This window comes from bacterium (assembly GCA_037147175.1).
Classification (GTDB): Bacteria; Cyanobacteriota; Vampirovibrionia; order Gastranaerophilales; family UBA9971; genus UBA9971.
Genome location: JBAWVS010000011.1, coordinates 1 through 19425, shown reverse-complemented (window position 1 = coordinate 19425; position 19425 = coordinate 1). Strand labels below are relative to the sequence as shown.

Below are 19425 nucleotides of genomic sequence, written 5' to 3'. Positions count from 1 at the left end.
ATTATAGTAATTTATGAGTTAAGAAACCTATCTTCCTGATAAGCCTCTCAACTGCACTTGTTATCTTAAATTAGTGTTAATGCTACCTGAGGCGCTTGGTTAGCTTGAGCTAACAATGTAGCGGAAGCTTGTTGCAATATTTGGTTTTTGGTTAAAGAAGCAGCTTCTTTTGCAACATCTACGTCTCTGATTCTTGATTCGGATGCTGACATGTTTTCATACTTAACTGATAAGCTTTGAATAGCTGAATCTAACCTGTTTTGTATCGAACCGATTGTTGATCTTCTTGAGGATACATCAGAAATTGCTTTGTCAATTGTATCAATGTAAGCAGATGCTGCTGAAGCAGTCGCAAGTGTTTGATCTGTTGTAATACTGATACCCAATCCTGATGCGGTAGCGTCACTAAGAGGGCTTGTGCCGTTAGCACTGCTTGCAACGTCAATAGCGTTTGTAGTAGATCCTGAATTTGCACCGATTTGGAAGTTAAGTTTTGTTTTACTTCCGTCTAATAAATTAATGGAATTGAATTTAGATCCTTTTGCAAGTCTTGTAATTTCATCTAAACGCTGTTTAACTTCTGATTGAATTGCTGTTCTTTCACTTGTTCCGTTTGTATCGTTTGACGCTTGAACAGAAAGATCTCTTATTCTTTGAAGGTTGTCTTGAATAATACCGAGATCGCCTTCTGCCGTTTGTAAGAGGTTAACGCCTGTTTGCGCGTTTTGAGAAGCTACCTGAGAGCCTCTTGCCTGTGATCTCAAGCTTTCGGAAATTGTTAAGCCTGCAGCATCGTCTGCAGCTTTGTTGATTCTGCTGCCTGTTGATAATCTTTGAAGTGATTTTCCAATTTCACTTGATGCTGATGATAAACTTCTTTGAACTAAAAGAGAGTTAACGTTTGTGTTTACTACAATACCCATAATAAGATTCTCCTTATCTTTATTAATTACATCCTTGTGGCTCTAAATCATTCAGAGCCGTTACATTTCTTAGTAAATTTATATTAAGCTTTATTACGTTTTGTTTACATTCATATAAAGTTAGAAGTTTCTCCAACTTTAGTTAGAAAAACTTCTTTTTTGTATTAAATATGCAAAAACTGTCTTGTTAAAATCAAAACTGATATTTCAAACAAGCAATATAGGTTTTAAGCGCAGTCCATAATATTCAGTTAATTTTAACTTCTGAGGCTTTATATGAGCTTCTTGCAAGAGGAGAAGAAATAATATGTTTAATCCCAATTTTTATTGCCTCTTGCTTTAAATTTTCAAATTCTTGAGGGGTATAGTATTTTTCGACTTTCAAATTGTTTTTAGTCGGCTGTACATATTGTCCTATTGTTACGATGTCACAATTATGTTTTTTTAGGTCACATAATAATTCTTTAATTTCTTCTACAGTTTCGCCAAGTCCCACCATAAAGCCTGATTTTGTATAAATCTCAGGAGCTTGTTCTTTTATATAGTCTAAAAATTTAAGAGAGTTTTCATAATTTGCCTGTGGTCTTGCAACAAAATAAAGCCTTTTTACTGTTTCAATATTATGATTAAACACATCAGGTTTTGCGTTAATTACTTTATCTATTGATTGTTTATTTCCTTGAAAATCCGGAGTCAAAACTTCAATTTTTACTTCGGGAGTAAGTTTTTTTACTTCTTGAATTGTTCCTGCAAAATGCCCTGCACCTCCGTCAGGCAAATCATCTCTTGTTACTGAAGTTATTACCGCATAGTTTAAGCCCAGTTCTGCAATCGCTTGCGCGACAAGTTTTGGCTCTTCGCAATTTATCGGTTCTGTCTCTTTTCCGTTGAATGAACCGGAAATACTCAAATCCTCCAGCAGGAACTTGCCGTTTTTATTTCTAAGTTGCTTTCCTCCTGCTTCACAACTGCAAAAACGACAATTTCTTGTGCATATTTTGCCTAAAATCATAAATGTAGCCGTATTTTTTGCGTAACATTCCCCTTTATTAGGACATCTTGCACTATCGCAAACAGTATTAAGGTTATGTTTTTTCAAAATTCTTCTGACGAATTTTGTTTTTTCTGTGTCTATTATTCCTCTTTTAATCCAATCAGGAAGACGTTGATGCATTTTTTTTCCTTTTTTTGTAACAAAAAATTAATAATTCTTCTTCTTATTATCAATAATATTTTATCAGGGACATTAAGTAATTAGTAATAAAATTAATTTTAATAAGAAATAAAAAGGAGAACAAAAAATGAACATGAATGTTCCTAAAATTGGATTTAGCGGTAATTACTGCATAAAGGCAGACGTTAAGAAAAACGCAGATAACTTAACAATACATCTTAATAATACGCCGACTGACGATAAAATGAAAATGCAACTAAAAGCTTATCCTAAAGAAACAGATGTTTATGTAATTACAAATAATAGACAATGGTCACTAACTGATTATAATCTGCTAAAAGAAGGCATTGCTCGTGCGAAGCATAGAGATAACTCTGAAAACAATCCGTTTAGTGATGATGGATTTATTAGTAAAGCGCTGGATAAAAGTTTTGAAAGAGTTGCGGAAACAGAAGGCTATATAGGTAATGGGTAATAATCCAATTTAACTACTTGGGTGGAAGATGCAAAGCTTTATTATCTATACCTAAAAAAGCTTCGTATAGTGCTTCAGAATAAGTCGGATGAGCAAAAATAGTTTCTTGAAGCTGTTTGACAGTTAATCCGTTACTGATTGCTATTGCTGCCTGCTGAATCAAGTCTGAGCCGTGATCTGCAACAATATGAACTCCGAGAATTTTGTCTTCAGATGAAAGAACTTTTACAAACCCTTCCAGTTCATCTTCTATAAAATATTTTCCTGCTGCGCTTATTGGGAAAGTACTCACTTTATATTCAATTTTTTTTCTTACTAAATCTTGCTCTCTTAATCCTACCGAGCATAACTCCGGATTTCCGTAGACAATATGAGGAATTGCTTCATAATTAATATTTGCCTGCTTATTCAAAAGAATATTTTCAACAGCGGCAACACCCTGATGAGAAGCTGTATGAGCCAATGGAACAAGACCTGTAACATCGCCAATCGCATAAATATTATCTGCACTTGTTTTTAAATTGTTGTCTGTTTTGATATAACGACCGTTCATCGAAAGATTTAACAGTTCTATTCCTTTTATATCAGTGTTCGGAGTTCTTCCTGCGGCTACAAAAATTATTTCGGGCTTAATTTCATGCCCGTTATCCAGAGTAACTTTTCTTTCCGTAATTTCTTTAATTTTTGCAGCGGTATAGCATTCGATTTTTTTTATTTTGAAAATCCGCTCAAGCCTTTCAGAAATACTTTTGTCACACATTGGAACAAGGGTTGGAGCCATTTCAACCAGAGTAACTTTTGATCCGAAAATCTCAAAAATTCTTGTCCATTCAACTCCGCTAGGACCTGTTCCAACAATCAAAACAGATTCGGGGATTTTTTCAAGCTTTATAATGTCATTTGTATCAAGAACAAAATCATGGTCAATTTGCAGCCCGGGAAGCGAAGTTGGTCTTGAGCCGGATGCAATTATAAGCTTTTTGAATTCCACATAAGTTTCTTCCGAATTATTGATAACTTTTAATTTATTTTGTGCTTCAATACAACCTTCTCCAAAAAGAACATCTATTTTGTTGCTTTTAATCAGTTGTGTGAGATTTTTCCTCATTTTATCAACTACTGACCATTTTCTATCTGAAACTTTTTGAAAATCAAAACTCAAATTTTCTATATTAATACCAAATTTTGAGAATTTTTTTGCAGAATTATATTTTTCTGCGCAGGTTAAAGTTGCTTTTGACGGAATGCATCCCCAGTTCAGGCATGTTCCTCCAAGATTATCATTTTCTATAAGTACAACTTTTGCTCCGAGTTGTGCTGCGCGAATTGCTGCAACATACCCTCCCGGCCCAGCACCTATAACAGCTATATCATAAATCATTTATGAACTCCCGACATTTAATAACCTGTTTTGATTTTAACATGTTCTTAAATACCAGTTATTAAATTTCTTTAGTTAACTTCAATTGCCAATTAATTTTCTTCTTGTCATGTTGAGCAAAGCGAAACATCTGTCCTTTTTGGGTTTTAAGCTTAAATACTTTTTTGGACAGATTCTTCGGGCTTTAGCCCTCAGAATGACAATACCAATATTCATTTAGATTTCGACTATTTGGCAATTCGGGTTAGTTAGAATTTATTAATTTGAATCTTCTATATTTTTCAAAGCGTCGTCTCTGCTCTTAACTTCATATTGCTCTCTGTTAACACGAATTTCTTTTTCTTTTATTCCCTGTAACTCAACTTTAAATTGATCAAAATATGTTTGCTGCTCCGGAGTAAGTATTGCTTCAAATTCCAGAATATTTTTTTTGCGTGCAATATTTAATCTCGCTTTAGCTGATTTTACAAGCCTAACCTGTGTTTGAATTTGAGTAAGCGGTGCGCTGCTTTTCTTTAGTGTAATTAATTTATTTTTTTCTTTTATAAATTTAACTCTATAAATATTAAGTTTTTCATCAGAATATTTTCCAAGTTCTTCAGCTTTTTGCTTCTGTTCATCTGTTAGATTTAATTTAATACTCAAATCATGTATTTTTTGCTGAATAAGTTCTAAATTTTGTTTAGAATACTGCCCTTCTGCTCCTATAATCAAATTTAAAGCGTTTTCTTGCGCATTAGTTTTTATTAAAAAAATACAATTAAAGAAAATTATAGAGAAAAGAATCAGCATGGTTTTTTTCATAATTTATTCCTTATATTAAATAATATCTTTATATCTTTTTAACAAAATAGGCTCTTAAACAAATACTTCTATATTTTATTATAAAGTATTATTTTTCATTTCGCTTCAATTATGTCTGAAAAACCAAGAATATAAACAGATAAAAAAACTTTTTAATTTTTTTTAAAATGTTCAACAACATATTGGAATTTTTATATTTAGAGTTATAATAAATGACAATGATATTTATACAAAAATAAGAAATAAAAAGACATATAAATTCACACACAAACTTTTAACATTGACTTAATATTAATATGGAGATAAATTTATATGTAATTGTAAAAATATTTGTAAATCAAAATCGTTTTAATAGGACAATGATTAGATTAATTTATCTGAATTTGTAATGAGTACAGTATTATGAAGAAGGCAAAGCAATGAATTATCTTGGAAAATACTTAAAGAAAAAACTGAAAGAATTAAAAGTTTCAGAAAGAGAAATTTCGGCAAAATGCGGAATCAGTCATTCATATTTAAACCAGTTAATTAAGGGCATTAGTCCAAGTACAAAGAAAAATATAAGTCCTACTCTTATAACTTTTGAAAAATTATCTAAAGGTTTAGATGTTTCTGTAGAATTTCTTCAACGGATCGCACGCGGTATTATTCAGGAAGATGAATATTTTACTGAAGAAAAAAATATTGTTAGCGATAAATTTTTAAATTCTGAAAATAAAAATATTTCTCCTGATTTACTAAAACAAATTGGTGATTTTCAGAATTTCATATCAATCGTAGGTCTTGATAATAAAACAAGATCAGAAAATGAATGGTCAGAGTTGATTTATGAGCTGAAATTTTTAATCGGAAAACATCTGCAGGAAAAAAAATAAATATTCAGCTCCGGCAACTTTTACCTCAAAAAGATTCCCTGTCACTCTTATGCGGGAAGGATTTAAAGCCTTTCCGTTTTTTTATATCTAATATTGCACAGAAGCGGTCTTGTTAAAATCAAGACCGCTTCTGTTCTTATATATTTAAATTTTTATAATTTATTACTTTCATTCATCAACGCTCTGACTTTTAGAGGCAAGCCAAAAAGATTGATGAAGCCTTCAGCGTCTTTGTGGCTGTATAGCTCTCCTGTAGTAAAGCTGGCAAGGCTTTCGTTGTACAGAGAATATGGCGATGTAGTTCCTGCAGGAATAATATTACCTTTATAAAGCTTTAATTTTACTTTTCCTGTTGTAACTTCGTGCATTTTATCGAACATCGCAGAAAGTGATTCTCTCAAAGGAGTTTCCCATTCTCCGCTATAAGCGAGTTCAGCGAATTTAACGGCAGAAGTATTTTTAAAAGCCAGAGTTTGCTTATCAAAACACATTCTTTCAAGTTCACTGATAGCCGCATAAAGGATTGTTCCACCTGGAGTTTCATAAACTCCTCTTGATTTCATTCCTACAACCCTGTTTTCGAGAATATCTATAATACCTACACCGTTTTTACCGCCTATTTCATTGAGTTTAGCCAGCAAAGTTGCAGGACTTAAAGTTTCTCCGTTAAGTTTTATCGGTATACCCTTTTCAAAATCAAGTTCAAGATATGTCGGTGCATCAGGAGCTTTTTCAGGGGTAACAGACAGCTGCAAAAGCCTTTCATATATCGGTTCCTGATCAGGATATTCAAGTTCCATTCCTTCATGGCTCAAATGCCATAAGTTTCTGTCGCGTGAATAAATATCAGTTTTTTTCATTGGAGCAGGAATATTTCTTTCTTCAAGATAAGCCAAAGCGTCTTCTCTGGATTTAATGTCCCATATTCTCCATGGGGCAATTATACTAAGATGAGGCGCAAGTGCTTTGATTGTAAGCTCAAACCTTATCTGATCATTACCTTTTCCGGTTGCTCCATGACAAATTGCTGATGCGCCTTCTTTAAGTGCAATTTCTACGAGCCTTTTTGCAATCAAAGGTCTTGCTATAGAAGTGCCGAGAAGATATTTACCTTCATAAACAGCCCCCGCTTTCATTGTAGGGAAAGCATAGTCTTTTATAAATTCTTCAGCTACATTTTCAAGATAAAATTTGGACGCACCGGTATTTAATGCTCTTGCTTCAAGTCCGTCTGTTTCTTTCCCTTGTCCGACATCAACACAAACCGCAATTACGTCAAAATCATAGTTTTCTTTGAGCCATGGGATTATTACAGTTGTATCAAGTCCGCCTGAATACGCTAAAACAACTTTTTGTTTCATTGAAATATCTCCTCGATAAGTCTTTATGACTACTTAATAATACAACAAAAGATACATTTTTAAAAAAGGAATATGTACAAAGCTGTTACCAATAAAAACTGTTTTAATTATGGAATTATTAATTATAATAGTATCTAAAAGGGGTAAATAAAATGAATTTCAAATTTACAAGGTTAATTATTTTAGTTTTGTTATGTGGTATCTTAAGCGGATGCAACTCGTATAAAAACCTTTCTTCTGAAAAATCTGCAGCGAAAAATCTTGTAATTTGTACGTCGTTTTATCCGATTTATATTTCTACAATTAATATTACAAAGGATATTCCTGACGTTAAAGTAATCAATATGACAAAACCTCAAACAGGGTGTCTGCATGATTACAGCGTTACCCCTGATGATTTAAAGACACTTGAAAAGGCGAAAATTTTTGTCATAAACGGAGCCGACATGGAATCTTTTATAGAGAAAATTATCAAGCAGCAGCCTCAATTAAAAATTGTGGATTCAAGCAGGGGAATTGAACTTATAAAAGATCAAAAGACAGGTGAACCGAATCCGCATGTCTGGGTGAGTATTTCAAACGCAATTTCGCAAGTAAATAATATTAAGGAACAATTAGCAGAATATAACCCTGAAAACGCTATTAGTTATCGCAAAAACGCGGATATTTATATTTCAAAACTTAAAGCTGAAAGAGAAAAAATGCATAAAGCTTTAGACAAATTACCAAATCGTAATATTATTACTTTTCATGAAGCTTTTCCATATTTTGCAAAAGAATTTAATCTGAATATAGTTGATGTTATTGAACGTGAACCAGGTTCTCAGCCAAGTGCAAAGGAATTAAAAGAAACTATAAATATTATTAAAAAAGATAAAGTAAAAGCTCTTTTTGCAGAACCGCAGTATCCTTCAAAATCCATGAAAATAATTGCGCAGGAAACAGGAGCGAAGGTGTACACTTTAGATCCTGCAGTAACAGGAGAATTAAACCCCGATGCTTATGTTAAAATTATGGATAATAATTTAAAATCATTACAAGAAGCGCTAAAATGAATCACTCGAACGAAAAACAAACTTCTTACGGAAGTTACTGCGGGCTATGCTGCACAAAAATAAAAGATCTAAGCGTAACCTACGGAAATACTGAAATACTTAAAGATATCAATCTGCATATACACTGTGGAGAATTAACAGCGCTAATTGGTCCTAACGGAGCCGGAAAAAGCACCCTTTTAAAAGCTATTCTTGGAGAAATCAAACATTCAGGAAAAATGAAATTTTTGGACATGAAAAATGTTCATACAAGAAAACCATTAATTGGTTATGTGCCACAACATCTTGATTTTGATAAAAGCTCACCCATAAGTGTTTCGGATATTTTTACAGCATGCCTGACAGACAATCCTGTCTGGCTTTTTAAGCACAAACAAATCCGCAAACAAACAGAGGACAGCTTAAAAATTGTTCAGGCTGAACATCTTATCAACAAACGACTCGGAAGTCTTTCCGGTGGGGAGTTGCAGAGAGTTTTGCTTGCGCTTGCCCTTGTTCCTCTTCCTGATTTGCTTTTGCTTGATGAACCCGTATCGGGAATCGATCAGAATGGTCTTGAGCTTTTTTATAATATTGTCTCCGAACTTCGTAAAAACTACGATATGTCTATAATTTTAGTTTCACATGATTTAAACCTTGTTGCGCAGCATTCTGATCGTGTAGTCCTTTTGAATAAATCAATTCAAGCTGTCGGATTACCGGAAGAAGTTTTAAATGAAGACTGTTTGACAAAAGTTTTTGGTAAAATCTGGTTTAAATACTCTGTTAACAAGCCAAAAAACGAAGAACAAGAGGATTTATGAATATCTGGTATTTTATAATTGATAAACTACTGCCATTTGAGTGTTTGCAGCACATTTTTATGAAAAATGCCCTGCTCGCTGTTCTATTAATAACACCTATTCTTGGCCTTCTTGGCACTATGGTTATTAATAACAAAATGGCTTTCTTTTCTGATGCATTGGGTCATTCGACTTTAACAGGGATTGCGATTGGCGTTATTCTAGGCATAAAAGACCCGATATGGGCAATGATTGCTTTTTCTGTCCTGCTGGGTGTAGCAATATTGACAGTAAAAAATGCTAACACTGCATCAACAGATACTATTATCGGAGTGTTTTCTTCGGCAGCAGTTGCTCTTGGTATTGTAATACTTTCTCATGCAGGAGGATTTACAAAATATTCCGTATACCTTATAGGTGACTTATTAAGCATTACGCCTGAAAATATTTTTATACTTGTAATTGTACTGATATGCGTAGTTATATTGTGGTTTTTTATCTTTAATAAACTTTTACTGGTCAGTGTAAATAAATCCCTGGCAAAAAGCAGAGGGGTAAATATCAGGCTGATTGAATATCTATTTACGCTTATTATTGCAGTAGTTGTAACTATCTCTATTCAGTGGGTAGGTCTTTTGATTATAAACTCATTGCTTATTCTTCCTGCTGCCGCAGCAAGAAATATTGCCAAAAATGTAAGACAATATCATCGCTTTTCTGTATTAATTTCAATTATTTCAGGGGTATCAGGTTTAATACTGTCGTATTTTTTGGGAACTGCAACCGGAGCAACAATTGTTTTAGTTAGTGCCGGTTTTTTCATAACAACTTTTTTACTTAAACAAAAGTTTGCATAAATAAAATTGATTTAAAACATATATTAAGGCAAAGAAGTTACACATGTATGAGTACCGCCTGCTGATATGGAAGTAACAGGATAAGAACCGGCTATAAGCGTAACAGCATTGGGAGTAGTCTTAGGAGAAGCAGTACTGCTTATGCCGAGCTGTCCGTTAGTATTCAATCCCCAACAATACGCGCGCCCCGAAGTATTAATTCCGCAGGTATGAGCTGTTCCTGACGATATGGAAGAAAAAACAACCCCGCTTATACTTAAAGGATATGAACTATCGGCAGTAGTTCCGTTACCGAGCTGTCCATTGTTATTTAGTCCCCAGCAGTAAGCATTTCCTGAATCATCGACACCGCATGTATGAGCACTTCCTGAAGATATTGAATTAAAAGAATGTAAGCCTGTTACAAGTATAGGAGCAGTCTGTTGAGTAGTAGTCCCATCGCCAAGCTGTCCGTTAGTATTAAGCCCCCAACAGTATGCGGCTTTTATTGTATCAATAGCACAGGAATGAGAACCACCTGAGTCTATGGAAGTAAAAAAATGAGAACCGTTAACAACTACAGGGGAAGTTCGTTGAGTAGTAGAAGCATCGCCAAGCTGTCCATTGGCATTAAGTCCCCAACAGTAAGCATTTCCTGCTGTATCAACTCCGCAAGTATGAGAACCGCCTGCAGATATCGAAGTAAATACATGTGAACCTGCTACAAGTACAGGAACAAGACGTTGAGTAGTAGAAGCATCGCCAAGCTGTCCGTTAGTATTTAGTCCCCAACACCACGCGCTTCCTGTTACATCTAGACCGCAGGAATGAGAAACTCCTGAGGAGATGGAAGTAAATACATGCGAACCTGCTACTATTACAGGAACATTACGTTGAGTAGTTGAATTGTCGCCAAGTTGCCCGTTAGTATTGACACCCCAGCACCAAGCGTTTCCTGATGTATCTAAACCGCAAGTATGCGAAGTTCCTGCGGATACTGAAGAAAAAACATGCAAACCGCTTATAAGTACCGCGGCGGTACGCTGAGTAACAGAAGCATCTCCCAGCTGTCCGCTGGTATTCAAGCCCCAACTCCAGCTTTTAATGCAGCTTATGACGTCTGCAATACTACAGGCTGTTGTATTAACAGAGGAATTACAGCAATTATTGTTTACTATAGTTACAATATTACTGTTTCTAATGTTATACATGGATTTTACTATGTCCAGCATTCTCATTCTGCCAAGTGAGGGGTTTCTGGCAGGCGGTGTTCCGGTATAATTATAATCATTGGCAAGATTAAGATAATAAACCAGATTAGCGCAGTTTGTCGGGCTTTCTCTGCAACTGTCAGCCAGATAAGCGCAAGCATCTTCTCCTCCGTTATCGCAAACCTGATTTATAACTGCTGTTGCGGCTGTTTTTTCTGTAGCAGTCCCTTGATCCGCGAAGTAAATTAAAGCTTTTATGGCGTTCATTCTTCCGTATGTGGCGAAATTTACAGAATTTATACATGCATTTGAAGTTAAATCTCCATTATCTTTTCTCACACATACAACCGAATTATTCTCTAAATTTTTGTTAATTTTTTTGGTTGTCATAAAAGGCATTATCATTGTAGCAACGACTGCGCTGAGTAAAAGTGCAATGAGCGCTTCAAAAAGTGAAAATCCTTTTCTATGCATTTATATTTCCTTTGATTAGTTTAATTAATAATAATTGACTACAACCTGATCTATATCAGGTATTGTTACACCGTCTGTGTTGTACAAAACAGCTTTAAAGTCCAGACTGCCGGCTCCTGAGGCAAATTCATAATCCTGCAGCCCTTGTACTATGTCATCTGAAGTATTTACAGCAGAAGCTGCAGAACAGTCAGCAGCGGCAACCCATACAGAACCGGCACTGTCCCAGGTTTTGCATGTTGCCCAGTTGTCAAAAGATACCAGCCATTTTATGTAGGCATTAGCGTTGTCCGCACTCTGTGTTATGCCTACACTGATTATTTTGTTGATGTCTGTGACGTGATTGGCTGTTGTTGTGGATAGCCAATAACTAACAGGTGTGCTTGCAGTACCGGTAAGTAATATCCCGCAAACATGGTAACCTGCAGAGGATATAGAAGAAAATTTATATCCGGATATTAATGTAGGTGTCGAAATCCAGTTAGAAGTATAACCAACAGCCAACTGCCCGTAAGTATTATACCCCGAGCACCATGCATTATTCGATAAATCAATCCCGCAGAGACAACCAGATCCAGGTGATATAGAAGTATATTTAGGATGCCCTGACACTTTGCCGCTCCACACCCAAAGGTCATTCGAAGAATCTAATGCATAAATCGACGGGTATCCCGCCAAGCTCAATGAAGTAAATACTTTTGATGCAGTAGCCCTTATCGGATTTTTTGTATAAGGAGACACGCCGGTTCCAAGTGTCTCCTTGCTGCCTCCCCAACACCAGACTTGCTTTGATAAGTCAAGCGCACATGTATACTGTGTACCGCTATAATCGCGTCCTGTTATTATTGAAGAAAAAGTATATGGATTTCCAGCGGTGTCTGTTACTAATACAGGAATATTGCTAGCTGTTGTAGTCCCATTCCCGAGCTGTCCGCGAGAATTAGAACCCCAACACCAGCCATAATTGGTATCTTTATCAATAGCGCAAGTGTGATAAACTCCTGCGACTATAAAAGAAAACTGCTTACCGCCGGCTGATACTGCATGCGGAGAAGAATAAGCTGTAGAATTTCCTGAACCAAGTTGTCCTGAACCATTCGTCCCCCAGCAGTAAGCGTTGCCTGCCACATCAAGAGCACATCCAAAGCTACTTCCTGCAGTTAAAGAATGAAGAACAATTCCGCTCGATATCTGTGAGGGGGTACTGTTCCATACATTTCCTGCCATATCAAGAAAGTACCTGCTTGCGAATATAGATACTTCTTTAAAATTCATAATATTTCCGCTGCCGTCTTTTACTACTGTAGGATAATTATAAAAAGGATCTCCCCAACACCAGGCCTGGTTTGCTGTATCTATGCCGCAGACACTATAACCGTTAGTTCCTCCAACAGACAGTGAAGAAAAAGTATGACCGCCATCCACAGCATGAGGAGAAGAATAGCTAGCAGTAGTACCGCTTCCCAACGATCCATAACTACCTAAACCCCAACAATAAGCAGTTCCTGAAGGATTTAATCCGCAGAAATATCCATACCCTGCTCCTATATAAGTAAAATTATAGCTGGCTAGGGAAGTAGACTTAGAAGCATAACGCCCCCAGGTCCAAATATTGCTTAAATCATCAATCCCACAACTTCCGCTCTGACCAAGCATCCTTGCATGTTGACCTATAAATTTTAAGCTGATGGGGTTACCGACTGAATCTACAACTTTTGTCGGGTTAAGTACATTAATATCTTGAGATGCAGGGAATTTTCCGGTAGTTCCGTCTCCCCAGCACCAAGGGACTCCTGCCGTATCCAGCGCACAGGTCATATTCAACGAGGCCTCTATAGTATTAAAATAATAGGGATTACCCGTTGCATCAACAACTTTTTGAGGAACCAGATTACTTGTAAAAGTACCGTTACCAAGCTGTCCATAAGAATTATTCCCCCAGCACCATCCCTGATGAGTTGAATCAATCCCGCAGGTATGAGAATATCCCGGTGAGATATAAATAAAAGAAGCAGGAGTTCCGGCATAGGCTTTTACTTTTACAGGGCGAGTTTTTGTTGCAGTAGTGCCATCTCCAAGTTGCCCGCTAGAATTAATTCCCCAGCACCAGGCTTGTTGTAAAGAATCCAAACCACAAAAAGGACTTGCTGCAGTACTTCCACCATCCGACATAGCTACATTTGCTGTTATAGATGAAAGAATAAAATTACTGCCATCCAAATTTTTTGCGTTTACAGGAACAGCAGAGCTTGTAGTAGAACCATTGCCTAGCTGTCCATTAGCATTTAGTCCCCAGCACCAGACATAGTTGGTTCCTTTTTCAATTGCGCAGGAAGTCCCGTGTGTTATTGCTATAGACTGAAAATCATGCCCACCTACAACTCTCGTAGGAAATAGTGCGTTTTTAGTAGAGCTATTGCCTAGCTGTCCATTACCGTTATATCCCCAGCATAGAGCACCTGATTGAATAAGAAGTTTTACCATTCCGCTGTCAAATACAGTTCCGTTTATAGGGTCCTGTTCACTAAACTCTGCCCTTTCTGACCTGTCAAAGTTATAAACTTTTTGTTTCAGGTATATTGTACAGGCTATGCCTGCTCCGTTAGCCTGGCATGCATTATTAACTTCGTTCATTATATTGGTTATGCCGTCTTTATACCATTTTGACACTTTGTTGTATACATAAGTTTTTCCTGCTGAAGAATCAGTTGTATCTAAATCCAAAAAATACCTTAAATCATTTGTACTGCCCGATACATCACATTTTGTGCTGTCAGCAACGCACTGCTCAATAAAATAATCACACGCTTTTGAGCCTCCCTGCCGGCATGTTTCTTTAAGCACAGTTTTTGCAGATTCCGCTGAAGATGCGATGCTTCCGTTCGCAATATATAACAATGACTGACAACTTTTCCCCAGATTATATTTGCAGCTTAAAATAGCTTTTTGGCAATTATTAGATGCTATATCCCCATTATTCTGGGATATACAAGCCTGAGCATACCTGCTTGCTCCTAGTGTCAACTTACCTACTGTTACCAAAGAAGCACCAGCTGCTATTATGACAGATAATACTATCATTGAGATTAATATCTCCGCAATAGTAAAACCCTTTAAAAATTTTTTATTTTCTTTCATTAAATTATCCGCCATTTTTATTTATAATACTTAACCTGTATATTATTAACCTGCGGCAATACATGCCCGTCTGCCGAGATAAGGTCAACTGCAAAATAAAGAGTGGTAGCTGTACCGGGAAGAGAGCATGTATTCAGGTAATTTTCTATTTCTGCTGAAGTATTGCCGTTATTTAGAAAATCAAAAGTACTAAGATCAGTTGTTTTGCTTGTCCATTGACATTTGTAGAGTACAGGTGCCGAGAGTTTACCCCATGTTGTACCGTCAAATGAGACAAGCCATCTTGTTGTAGACTGATATGGTGTTGTGGTATCTATAACGGTTTCATCGATGTCAACGGAATCAATTAAACCTACATTTTGCAAACTGTTTTGCCAGGTGGTCGTCACATAGGAGTGGGTAAAAACTCCTGCTGTTGATCTTATTCCACAAATAACTAAATTAAGTGCTGACAGAGCAGCAAATTGATTCGAGCTTGATTGTATTATTGGAGTGTAAGGAGAACCAAAATACTGTCCCCAACAATATGCGTTTCCGGATGTATTTATCCCGCAGCTATAATTATAACCTTTTGTTATAGAAGTAAAAAGCTTTCCTCCTCCCACTGCTTCAGGAATAGTATGATTATTGAGGTCTTGAATGCCTATACCCAACTGACCGAAATTATTTCTTCCCCAACAGTAGGCATTTCCAGATGTATCTAATCCGCAGGTATGAAATTGAGCCACAGCTATGGATGTAAAAATATGTCCGCCCGACACTGACACAGGCACAGTACTGTTAGCAGTTGAGCCATTACCTAGCTGTCCGAAGTCATTTCTCCCCCAACAGTAGGCATTTCCAGATGTATCTATTCCACAGGTATGATAATATCCTGTGGATATAGAGGAAAAAGAAGCTCCGCTTACGGCATTGGGTGTAGACTTGTTGGAAGTGTTCCCTATTCCTAGTTGCCCATTCCCATTAAATCCCCAACACCAAGCGTTATTTGACGTGTCAACCCCACATGTATAGTCAACTCCTGAAGATATAGAATTAAAAGTATACCCACTTACTTGTACAGGAGTAGTTTTATTAGTATTATTGCCAATGCCAAGTTGCCCATAATTATTAAATCCCCAACACCATGAATTTCCTGATGTATCAAGTCCACAAGTATGACTATTTCCAGTGGATATAGAATTTAAAATATGCCCATCATTTACCTGCACAGGTAAATTTTTATTAGTAGTATTGCCAATGCCAAGCTGTCCATAATTATTCCGACCCCAGCACCATGCATTTCCCGGCAAACCGGTGTTATCTATTCCGCAGTTATGTTCAGACCCTGCTGATATAGAATTAAAAGTATGTCCGCCTGTTACACCACCGCCAGTATTTGCATCACCGAACTGTCCGTAAGCATTGCTATCCCAAGTACCGTTCATTGTCCAGCACAAAGCACTTGCGGGTGACAGAAGTTTTACTACTCCTCCATCAAACAGTGTGGCATTTATAGGATCTTTTTCGTTGTACTGAGCTCTTGTATTTGTATCAAACGTGTAGTCATAATTAACCTTTTCAAAATTTGCTATTCTGCAAGCTGTGTTGCTGCGAGGAGGGCTTGCGCCGCCACACTTTGAAACAACAAATGTCCTGAAATTTGTCATTCCCTGATTGTAATAATAAGCACCCAGTGTTTCTATATACGCCCTGCCCTTATTAATATCCGTAGGAAGAAGCCCCAGATAATAATCAATATCATTAGAGCCTGTCATATCGCAATTTGCATAGTTTTCATTACATTTATCCATCAGAAAATTACAGGCAATCTCTCCGTTTTGATCACAGATAGCCTTCGCCAGTTTGTATGTTGGAGTAGGATAATTATCAACATAAGAGAATATCGCACTGCAATCGTTTTTTACTCCTCCCTGACAGCCCTTTATCGCTCCCAAGCAGGAGACTGTAGTCAAATTAGCGGCATCTTTAACTATACAGGTACTTATATACCTGCTGACATTGGTAGAAGCTTTTAATTTTGAAGAAACAACAGCTGCAGTTGCCACCATTAGTATTGACACAACTACTAACGCTATTAGGACTTCCAAAAGTGAAAAGCCGCACTCTAAATGCTTTTTGCTTCTTCTTTTGAGTATTCTTGTACTATATTTACACGCAAACTGTTTGTACGTATTTATGCACATTTACTCTTCTCATCTGTTTTATTTCTCTTTAATAAATTCTATATCATTTATTCCCAAATTAAAAGAATATTAAACAAAATAATTATATTAAGTTCGATTTTTTTTAATTAATATAACTTTATTGGGATAAAAAATCACTGACAAACAGTCAAATGCAAATGGTGATAGAGTTATAGATGTGCCGGACTAAATGCCACAGCACCTGTTTTTTCAGGAGGACTGGCTATCATTGGAGCATCACCTGTTTTTTCAGGGGCGCTAGCTGTTGCTGCCTGTGTAGTTACAGTACTAAAAATACTTGTTACAGTCGTTGACAGAGAATATACTCCTAATATTAATATTATTGAAACAAGACCAATTATCAGATTGGTCTCTACTAAATTCTCTCCATTTTTATGTTTGCATTTATTATTAAATCCGAACGCTCTGATAACTTTCATTAATTTCTTTCCTGATTATAAAACACTGATTTATCCAAAATTTGTTTATTTTATTTTATCACATTTTAAAACAAGTTTAAAGGGTTTCTAAACATTAGTATTACAATTTGTTAATCAATTTGAATGTTTTTACTTAAGGCTATAGAATAATCAGCATAAAATATATATTGGATAAAAAGATAGTGAATGATAAAAATAAAATAATAGAATCTTTTAAGTATACCTTTATAATTATTACTACATTATTAATGATAATATTCCTATGGTCAAAATCAGAACAAACTCTGTTTAATATTGAAACAAAACTATACGACTTTAGAGTAGGGCTTACAACCGATTACAGTATTTTTAAACACAGCTATAAAAAAGCAGACAAAAGCATTATTTTAGTTGGTATTGATGATTATGCCGTCACAAAACTTTCAACGTACAAAGGAATTGGAACGGGTCGTCAGCCATGGGCAAGAAGCACGATAGCTGATATTATTTCTTTTATAAATAAAGGGAAACCTAAAGCAATTATTCTAGACCTTATGTTTATGGGGCAAGAGGGAGATTACCCTCAAAATATAAAATCAGATGAACAGCTGGCAAGAGTTCTAAAAAAATCCAAAAATACTTCTATAGGAATGGTACTAAAAGCTCAATGCCCATATTCAGCTGATATCTGTGAAAAAGCCTTTTTAAGCAAATCTCAAGAAAAATTGTTGCCTATTAAAAATACTCTGGCATTGAAAGTCACTGACAGCCTGTCAAAAGCAAATGATTTGCGAAATAAAATAACTTTTTTCTCTTTCGATCCTTTATTTCAACCATTTATAGAAAACACGAATCATGTTGGTATTGTTAATTTAAGAACTTGCGCAGATGGAATTACACGTTATCACATTCCCGTATACAGACTAATGACGAAAAACGGTACCATATATTTACCGTCACTGGCTTTTTCTGCGCTTTTAACAGTTATTCCCGACGAAGAAAAAACAAAATTCAAACTTACAAAAGATAAAATCATTATAGGACACAGATCTATCCCCTTAAACAATGAAGGCAAATTTTTAATTAACTGGCATGGGCGTTTTGGAAGTACTTATAAAAATATATCAATAGCTAAAGTGGTGCTTTCAAATGCATTCAACAATAAAAAAATCAGCTCCATAGACAAAGAAGATAAAATTTCTCCTGATATATTCAAAGATAAAATCATTGTCATCGGTCAAACGGCTTCCGGCACAGACTTGCACCAGACTCCAATGGAAGTAAATCATCCAGGAGTAGAAATAGTAGCTACCTGCATAGATAACATCTTAAACGATTCTTACTTACCTGATTCACACCGGAGAGGATTCACCTTAAATGCTCCTATCTGGCTTAATTTCATAATATTAGCAGTATTTTGTCTTGCTATCGGCGTTTTTAACATAAAAACAAAATCAAATTATTTAAGTATATTCTGGTTCTTTTTACTGATTATTACGTTTATATTCTTTAATTTTGCTTCGTTCGTTTATTTTAAATATTGGATAAATATTGTTTATCCGCTAATTTTTATGTTTATTACCGCTATAGCGACGTATGTCTACAAAAATCAACTTATAAAAAATGAAATACAAGAAATAGAAGGCTTATTTGGTAAATTCGTATCTCCTCAAATTCTGAATAAGCTGCTAAAAGACCCCTCGTTAATTTCCAAAGAAGGCTCAAGAAAACATCTTACGGTTTTATTTTCTGATGTAAGAGGATTTACAACTTTATCCGAGACTTTACCAGCTCATCAGCTTGTAGCGCAATTAAACGAACTTTACAATGAAGTATATGAAATAATTCTAAGCCATGACGGCACACTGGATAAATTTATCGGAGACGGTGTAATGGCATTTTACGGAGATCCACTGCCCATAAAAAATCATGCGCTTCAGGCAATTTTGAGTGCAAAAGAAATATTTAAAGCTCTTGAAAAATTAAATAAAAAATGGGAACAAGAAGGCAGACAAACGTTAAAGTTGGGAATTGGTATCAGCACTGGGGATATGATTGCAGGTCATATAGGTGCAAAAAGAATGCTCAGTTATACGGTTATGGGAGACAGTGTAAATCTGGCATCAAGACTGGAAGGGCTAAATAAAGAATATAATACAAGTATAATTATTAGCCAATCTACATACGAAGAAGTTAAAGATCAAATCGATTCAGTATATCTGGATGAAGTGCTGGTTAAAGGAAAAAATAAAGTAGTAAAAATATATTCGGTCTTATAATATAATATGCCGTAGAAATCGGACAGAAAAAAATATAAGTTATCATCCTTTC

15 protein-coding genes are annotated in these 19425 nt (G+C 35.8%); 6 read left to right on the top strand and 9 right to left on the bottom strand.

Features of this window, described 5'->3' with window-relative positions:
* Nucleotides 1–65: 65 nt before the first annotated feature.
* Together WCG23_04190 and WCG23_04185 are read right to left on the bottom strand one after the other, a co-directional pair.
* Nucleotides 66–923: a flagellin gene (locus tag WCG23_04190; GenBank protein MEI8389068.1), complete on the bottom strand. Its 858-nt coding sequence runs from the start codon at nucleotides 921–923 to the stop codon at nucleotides 66–68.
* Between the two features lie 247 nt (nucleotides 924–1170).
* Nucleotides 1171–2097, bottom strand: a complete 927-nt coding sequence (locus WCG23_04185) for a lipoyl synthase (protein ID MEI8389067.1) — start codon at nucleotides 2095–2097, stop codon at nucleotides 1171–1173.
* A gap of 127 nt (nucleotides 2098–2224) precedes the next feature.
* Between WCG23_04185 and WCG23_04180 the strand changes: the two genes are divergently transcribed.
* Nucleotides 2225–2572, top strand: coding sequence for a hypothetical protein (locus WCG23_04180; protein MEI8389066.1), 348 nt, complete (start codon nucleotides 2225–2227; stop codon nucleotides 2570–2572).
* A 13-nt stretch (nucleotides 2573–2585) separates the two neighbouring features.
* Here WCG23_04180 and lpdA read toward each other — a convergent pair whose 3' ends face one another.
* Together lpdA and WCG23_04170 are read right to left on the bottom strand one after the other, a co-directional pair.
* Nucleotides 2586–3953: a dihydrolipoyl dehydrogenase gene (lpdA, locus tag WCG23_04175; GenBank protein ID MEI8389065.1), complete on the bottom strand. Its 1368-nt coding sequence runs from the start codon at nucleotides 3951–3953 to the stop codon at nucleotides 2586–2588.
* 258 nt (nucleotides 3954–4211) lie between these two features.
* Entirely contained in the window at nucleotides 4212–4757 is a 546-nt protein-coding gene (locus tag WCG23_04170) for a Spy/CpxP family protein refolding chaperone (GenBank protein ID MEI8389064.1), read from the bottom strand.
* A gap of 419 nt (nucleotides 4758–5176) precedes the next feature.
* Between WCG23_04170 and WCG23_04165 the strand changes: the two genes are divergently transcribed.
* Complete coding sequence (locus WCG23_04165) at nucleotides 5177–5632, top strand: helix-turn-helix transcriptional regulator (protein MEI8389063.1); 456 nt, start codon at nucleotides 5177–5179, stop codon at nucleotides 5630–5632.
* 152 nt (nucleotides 5633–5784) lie between these two features.
* Here WCG23_04165 and WCG23_04160 read toward each other — a convergent pair whose 3' ends face one another.
* On the bottom strand, nucleotides 5785–6999 hold the full coding sequence (locus WCG23_04160; GenBank protein ID MEI8389062.1) for an argininosuccinate synthase: 1215 nt from the start codon (nucleotides 6997–6999) through the stop codon (nucleotides 5785–5787).
* A gap of 146 nt (nucleotides 7000–7145) precedes the next feature.
* Between WCG23_04160 and WCG23_04155 the strand changes: the two genes are divergently transcribed.
* The 3 genes from WCG23_04155 to WCG23_04145 are packed head-to-tail and all read left to right on the top strand — an operon-like array spanning nucleotide 7146 to nucleotide 9687.
* Entirely contained in the window at nucleotides 7146–8048 is a 903-nt protein-coding gene (locus tag WCG23_04155) for a metal ABC transporter substrate-binding protein (GenBank protein MEI8389061.1), read from the top strand.
* Nucleotides 8045–8851: a metal ABC transporter ATP-binding protein gene (locus WCG23_04150; protein MEI8389060.1), complete on the top strand. Its 807-nt coding sequence runs from the start codon at nucleotides 8045–8047 to the stop codon at nucleotides 8849–8851. The genes WCG23_04155 and WCG23_04150 overlap by 4 nt, the downstream gene beginning before the upstream one ends.
* Nucleotides 8848–9687 (top strand): metal ABC transporter permease, encoded by an 840-nt coding sequence (locus WCG23_04145; GenBank protein MEI8389059.1) that lies wholly within the window; start codon nucleotides 8848–8850, stop codon nucleotides 9685–9687. Before WCG23_04150 ends, WCG23_04145 begins: the two co-directional genes overlap by 4 nt.
* A 23-nt stretch (nucleotides 9688–9710) precedes the next feature.
* Here WCG23_04145 and WCG23_04140 read toward each other — a convergent pair whose 3' ends face one another.
* The 4 genes from WCG23_04140 to WCG23_04125 form a co-directional block, all read right to left on the bottom strand.
* Nucleotides 9711–11351, bottom strand: a complete 1641-nt coding sequence (locus WCG23_04140; GenBank protein ID MEI8389058.1) for a prepilin-type N-terminal cleavage/methylation domain-containing protein — start codon at nucleotides 11349–11351, stop codon at nucleotides 9711–9713.
* A 24-nt stretch (nucleotides 11352–11375) separates the two neighbouring features.
* A complete protein-coding gene (locus WCG23_04135; protein MEI8389057.1) occupies nucleotides 11376–14432 on the bottom strand; it encodes a hypothetical protein in 3057 nt (1018 codons plus the stop codon).
* Between the two features lie 74 nt (nucleotides 14433–14506).
* Nucleotides 14507–16675, bottom strand: a complete 2169-nt coding sequence (locus tag WCG23_04130) for a prepilin-type N-terminal cleavage/methylation domain-containing protein (GenBank protein ID MEI8389056.1) — start codon at nucleotides 16673–16675, stop codon at nucleotides 14507–14509.
* Nucleotides 16676–16845: 170 nt separating this feature from the next.
* Nucleotides 16846–17115, bottom strand: coding sequence for a hypothetical protein (locus WCG23_04125; protein MEI8389055.1), 270 nt, complete (start codon nucleotides 17113–17115; stop codon nucleotides 16846–16848).
* Between the two features lie 182 nt (nucleotides 17116–17297).
* Here WCG23_04125 and WCG23_04120 point away from each other — a divergent pair, with 182 nt between their 5' ends.
* Nucleotides 17298–19373 (top strand): CHASE2 domain-containing protein, encoded by a 2076-nt coding sequence (locus WCG23_04120; protein MEI8389054.1) that lies wholly within the window; start codon nucleotides 17298–17300, stop codon nucleotides 19371–19373.
* Nucleotides 19374–19425 lie beyond the last annotated feature (52 nt).

Excerpts from the sequence above, each read along its gene's own strand:
- WCG23_04190 (MEI8389068.1), bottom strand. The coding sequence starts at position 923 with ATGGGTATTGTAGTAAACACAAACGTTAACTCTCTTTTAGTTCAAAGA.
- WCG23_04185 (MEI8389067.1), bottom strand. The coding sequence starts at position 2,097 with ATGCATCAACGTCTTCCTGATTGGATTAAAAGAGGAATAATAGACACA.
- WCG23_04180 (MEI8389066.1), top strand. The coding sequence starts at position 2,225 with ATGAACATGAATGTTCCTAAAATTGGATTTAGCGGTAATTACTGCATA.
- lpdA (MEI8389065.1), bottom strand. The coding sequence starts at position 3,953 with ATGATTTATGATATAGCTGTTATAGGTGCTGGGCCGGGAGGGTATGTT.
- WCG23_04170 (MEI8389064.1), bottom strand. The coding sequence starts at position 4,757 with ATGAAAAAAACCATGCTGATTCTTTTCTCTATAATTTTCTTTAATTGT.
- WCG23_04165 (MEI8389063.1), top strand. The coding sequence starts at position 5,177 with ATGAATTATCTTGGAAAATACTTAAAGAAAAAACTGAAAGAATTAAAA.
- WCG23_04155 (MEI8389061.1), top strand. The coding sequence starts at position 7,146 with ATGAATTTCAAATTTACAAGGTTAATTATTTTAGTTTTGTTATGTGGT.
- WCG23_04150 (MEI8389060.1), top strand. The coding sequence starts at position 8,045 with ATGAATCACTCGAACGAAAAACAAACTTCTTACGGAAGTTACTGCGGG.
- WCG23_04145 (MEI8389059.1), top strand. The coding sequence starts at position 8,848 with ATGAATATCTGGTATTTTATAATTGATAAACTACTGCCATTTGAGTGT.
- WCG23_04140 (MEI8389058.1), bottom strand. The coding sequence starts at position 11,351 with ATGCATAGAAAAGGATTTTCACTTTTTGAAGCGCTCATTGCACTTTTA.
- WCG23_04135 (MEI8389057.1), bottom strand. The coding sequence starts at position 14,432 with ATGATAGTATTATCTGTCATAATAGCAGCTGGTGCTTCTTTGGTAACA.
- WCG23_04130 (MEI8389056.1), bottom strand. The coding sequence starts at position 16,675 with ATGTGCATAAATACGTACAAACAGTTTGCGTGTAAATATAGTACAAGA.
- WCG23_04125 (MEI8389055.1), bottom strand. The coding sequence starts at position 17,115 with ATGAAAGTTATCAGAGCGTTCGGATTTAATAATAAATGCAAACATAAA.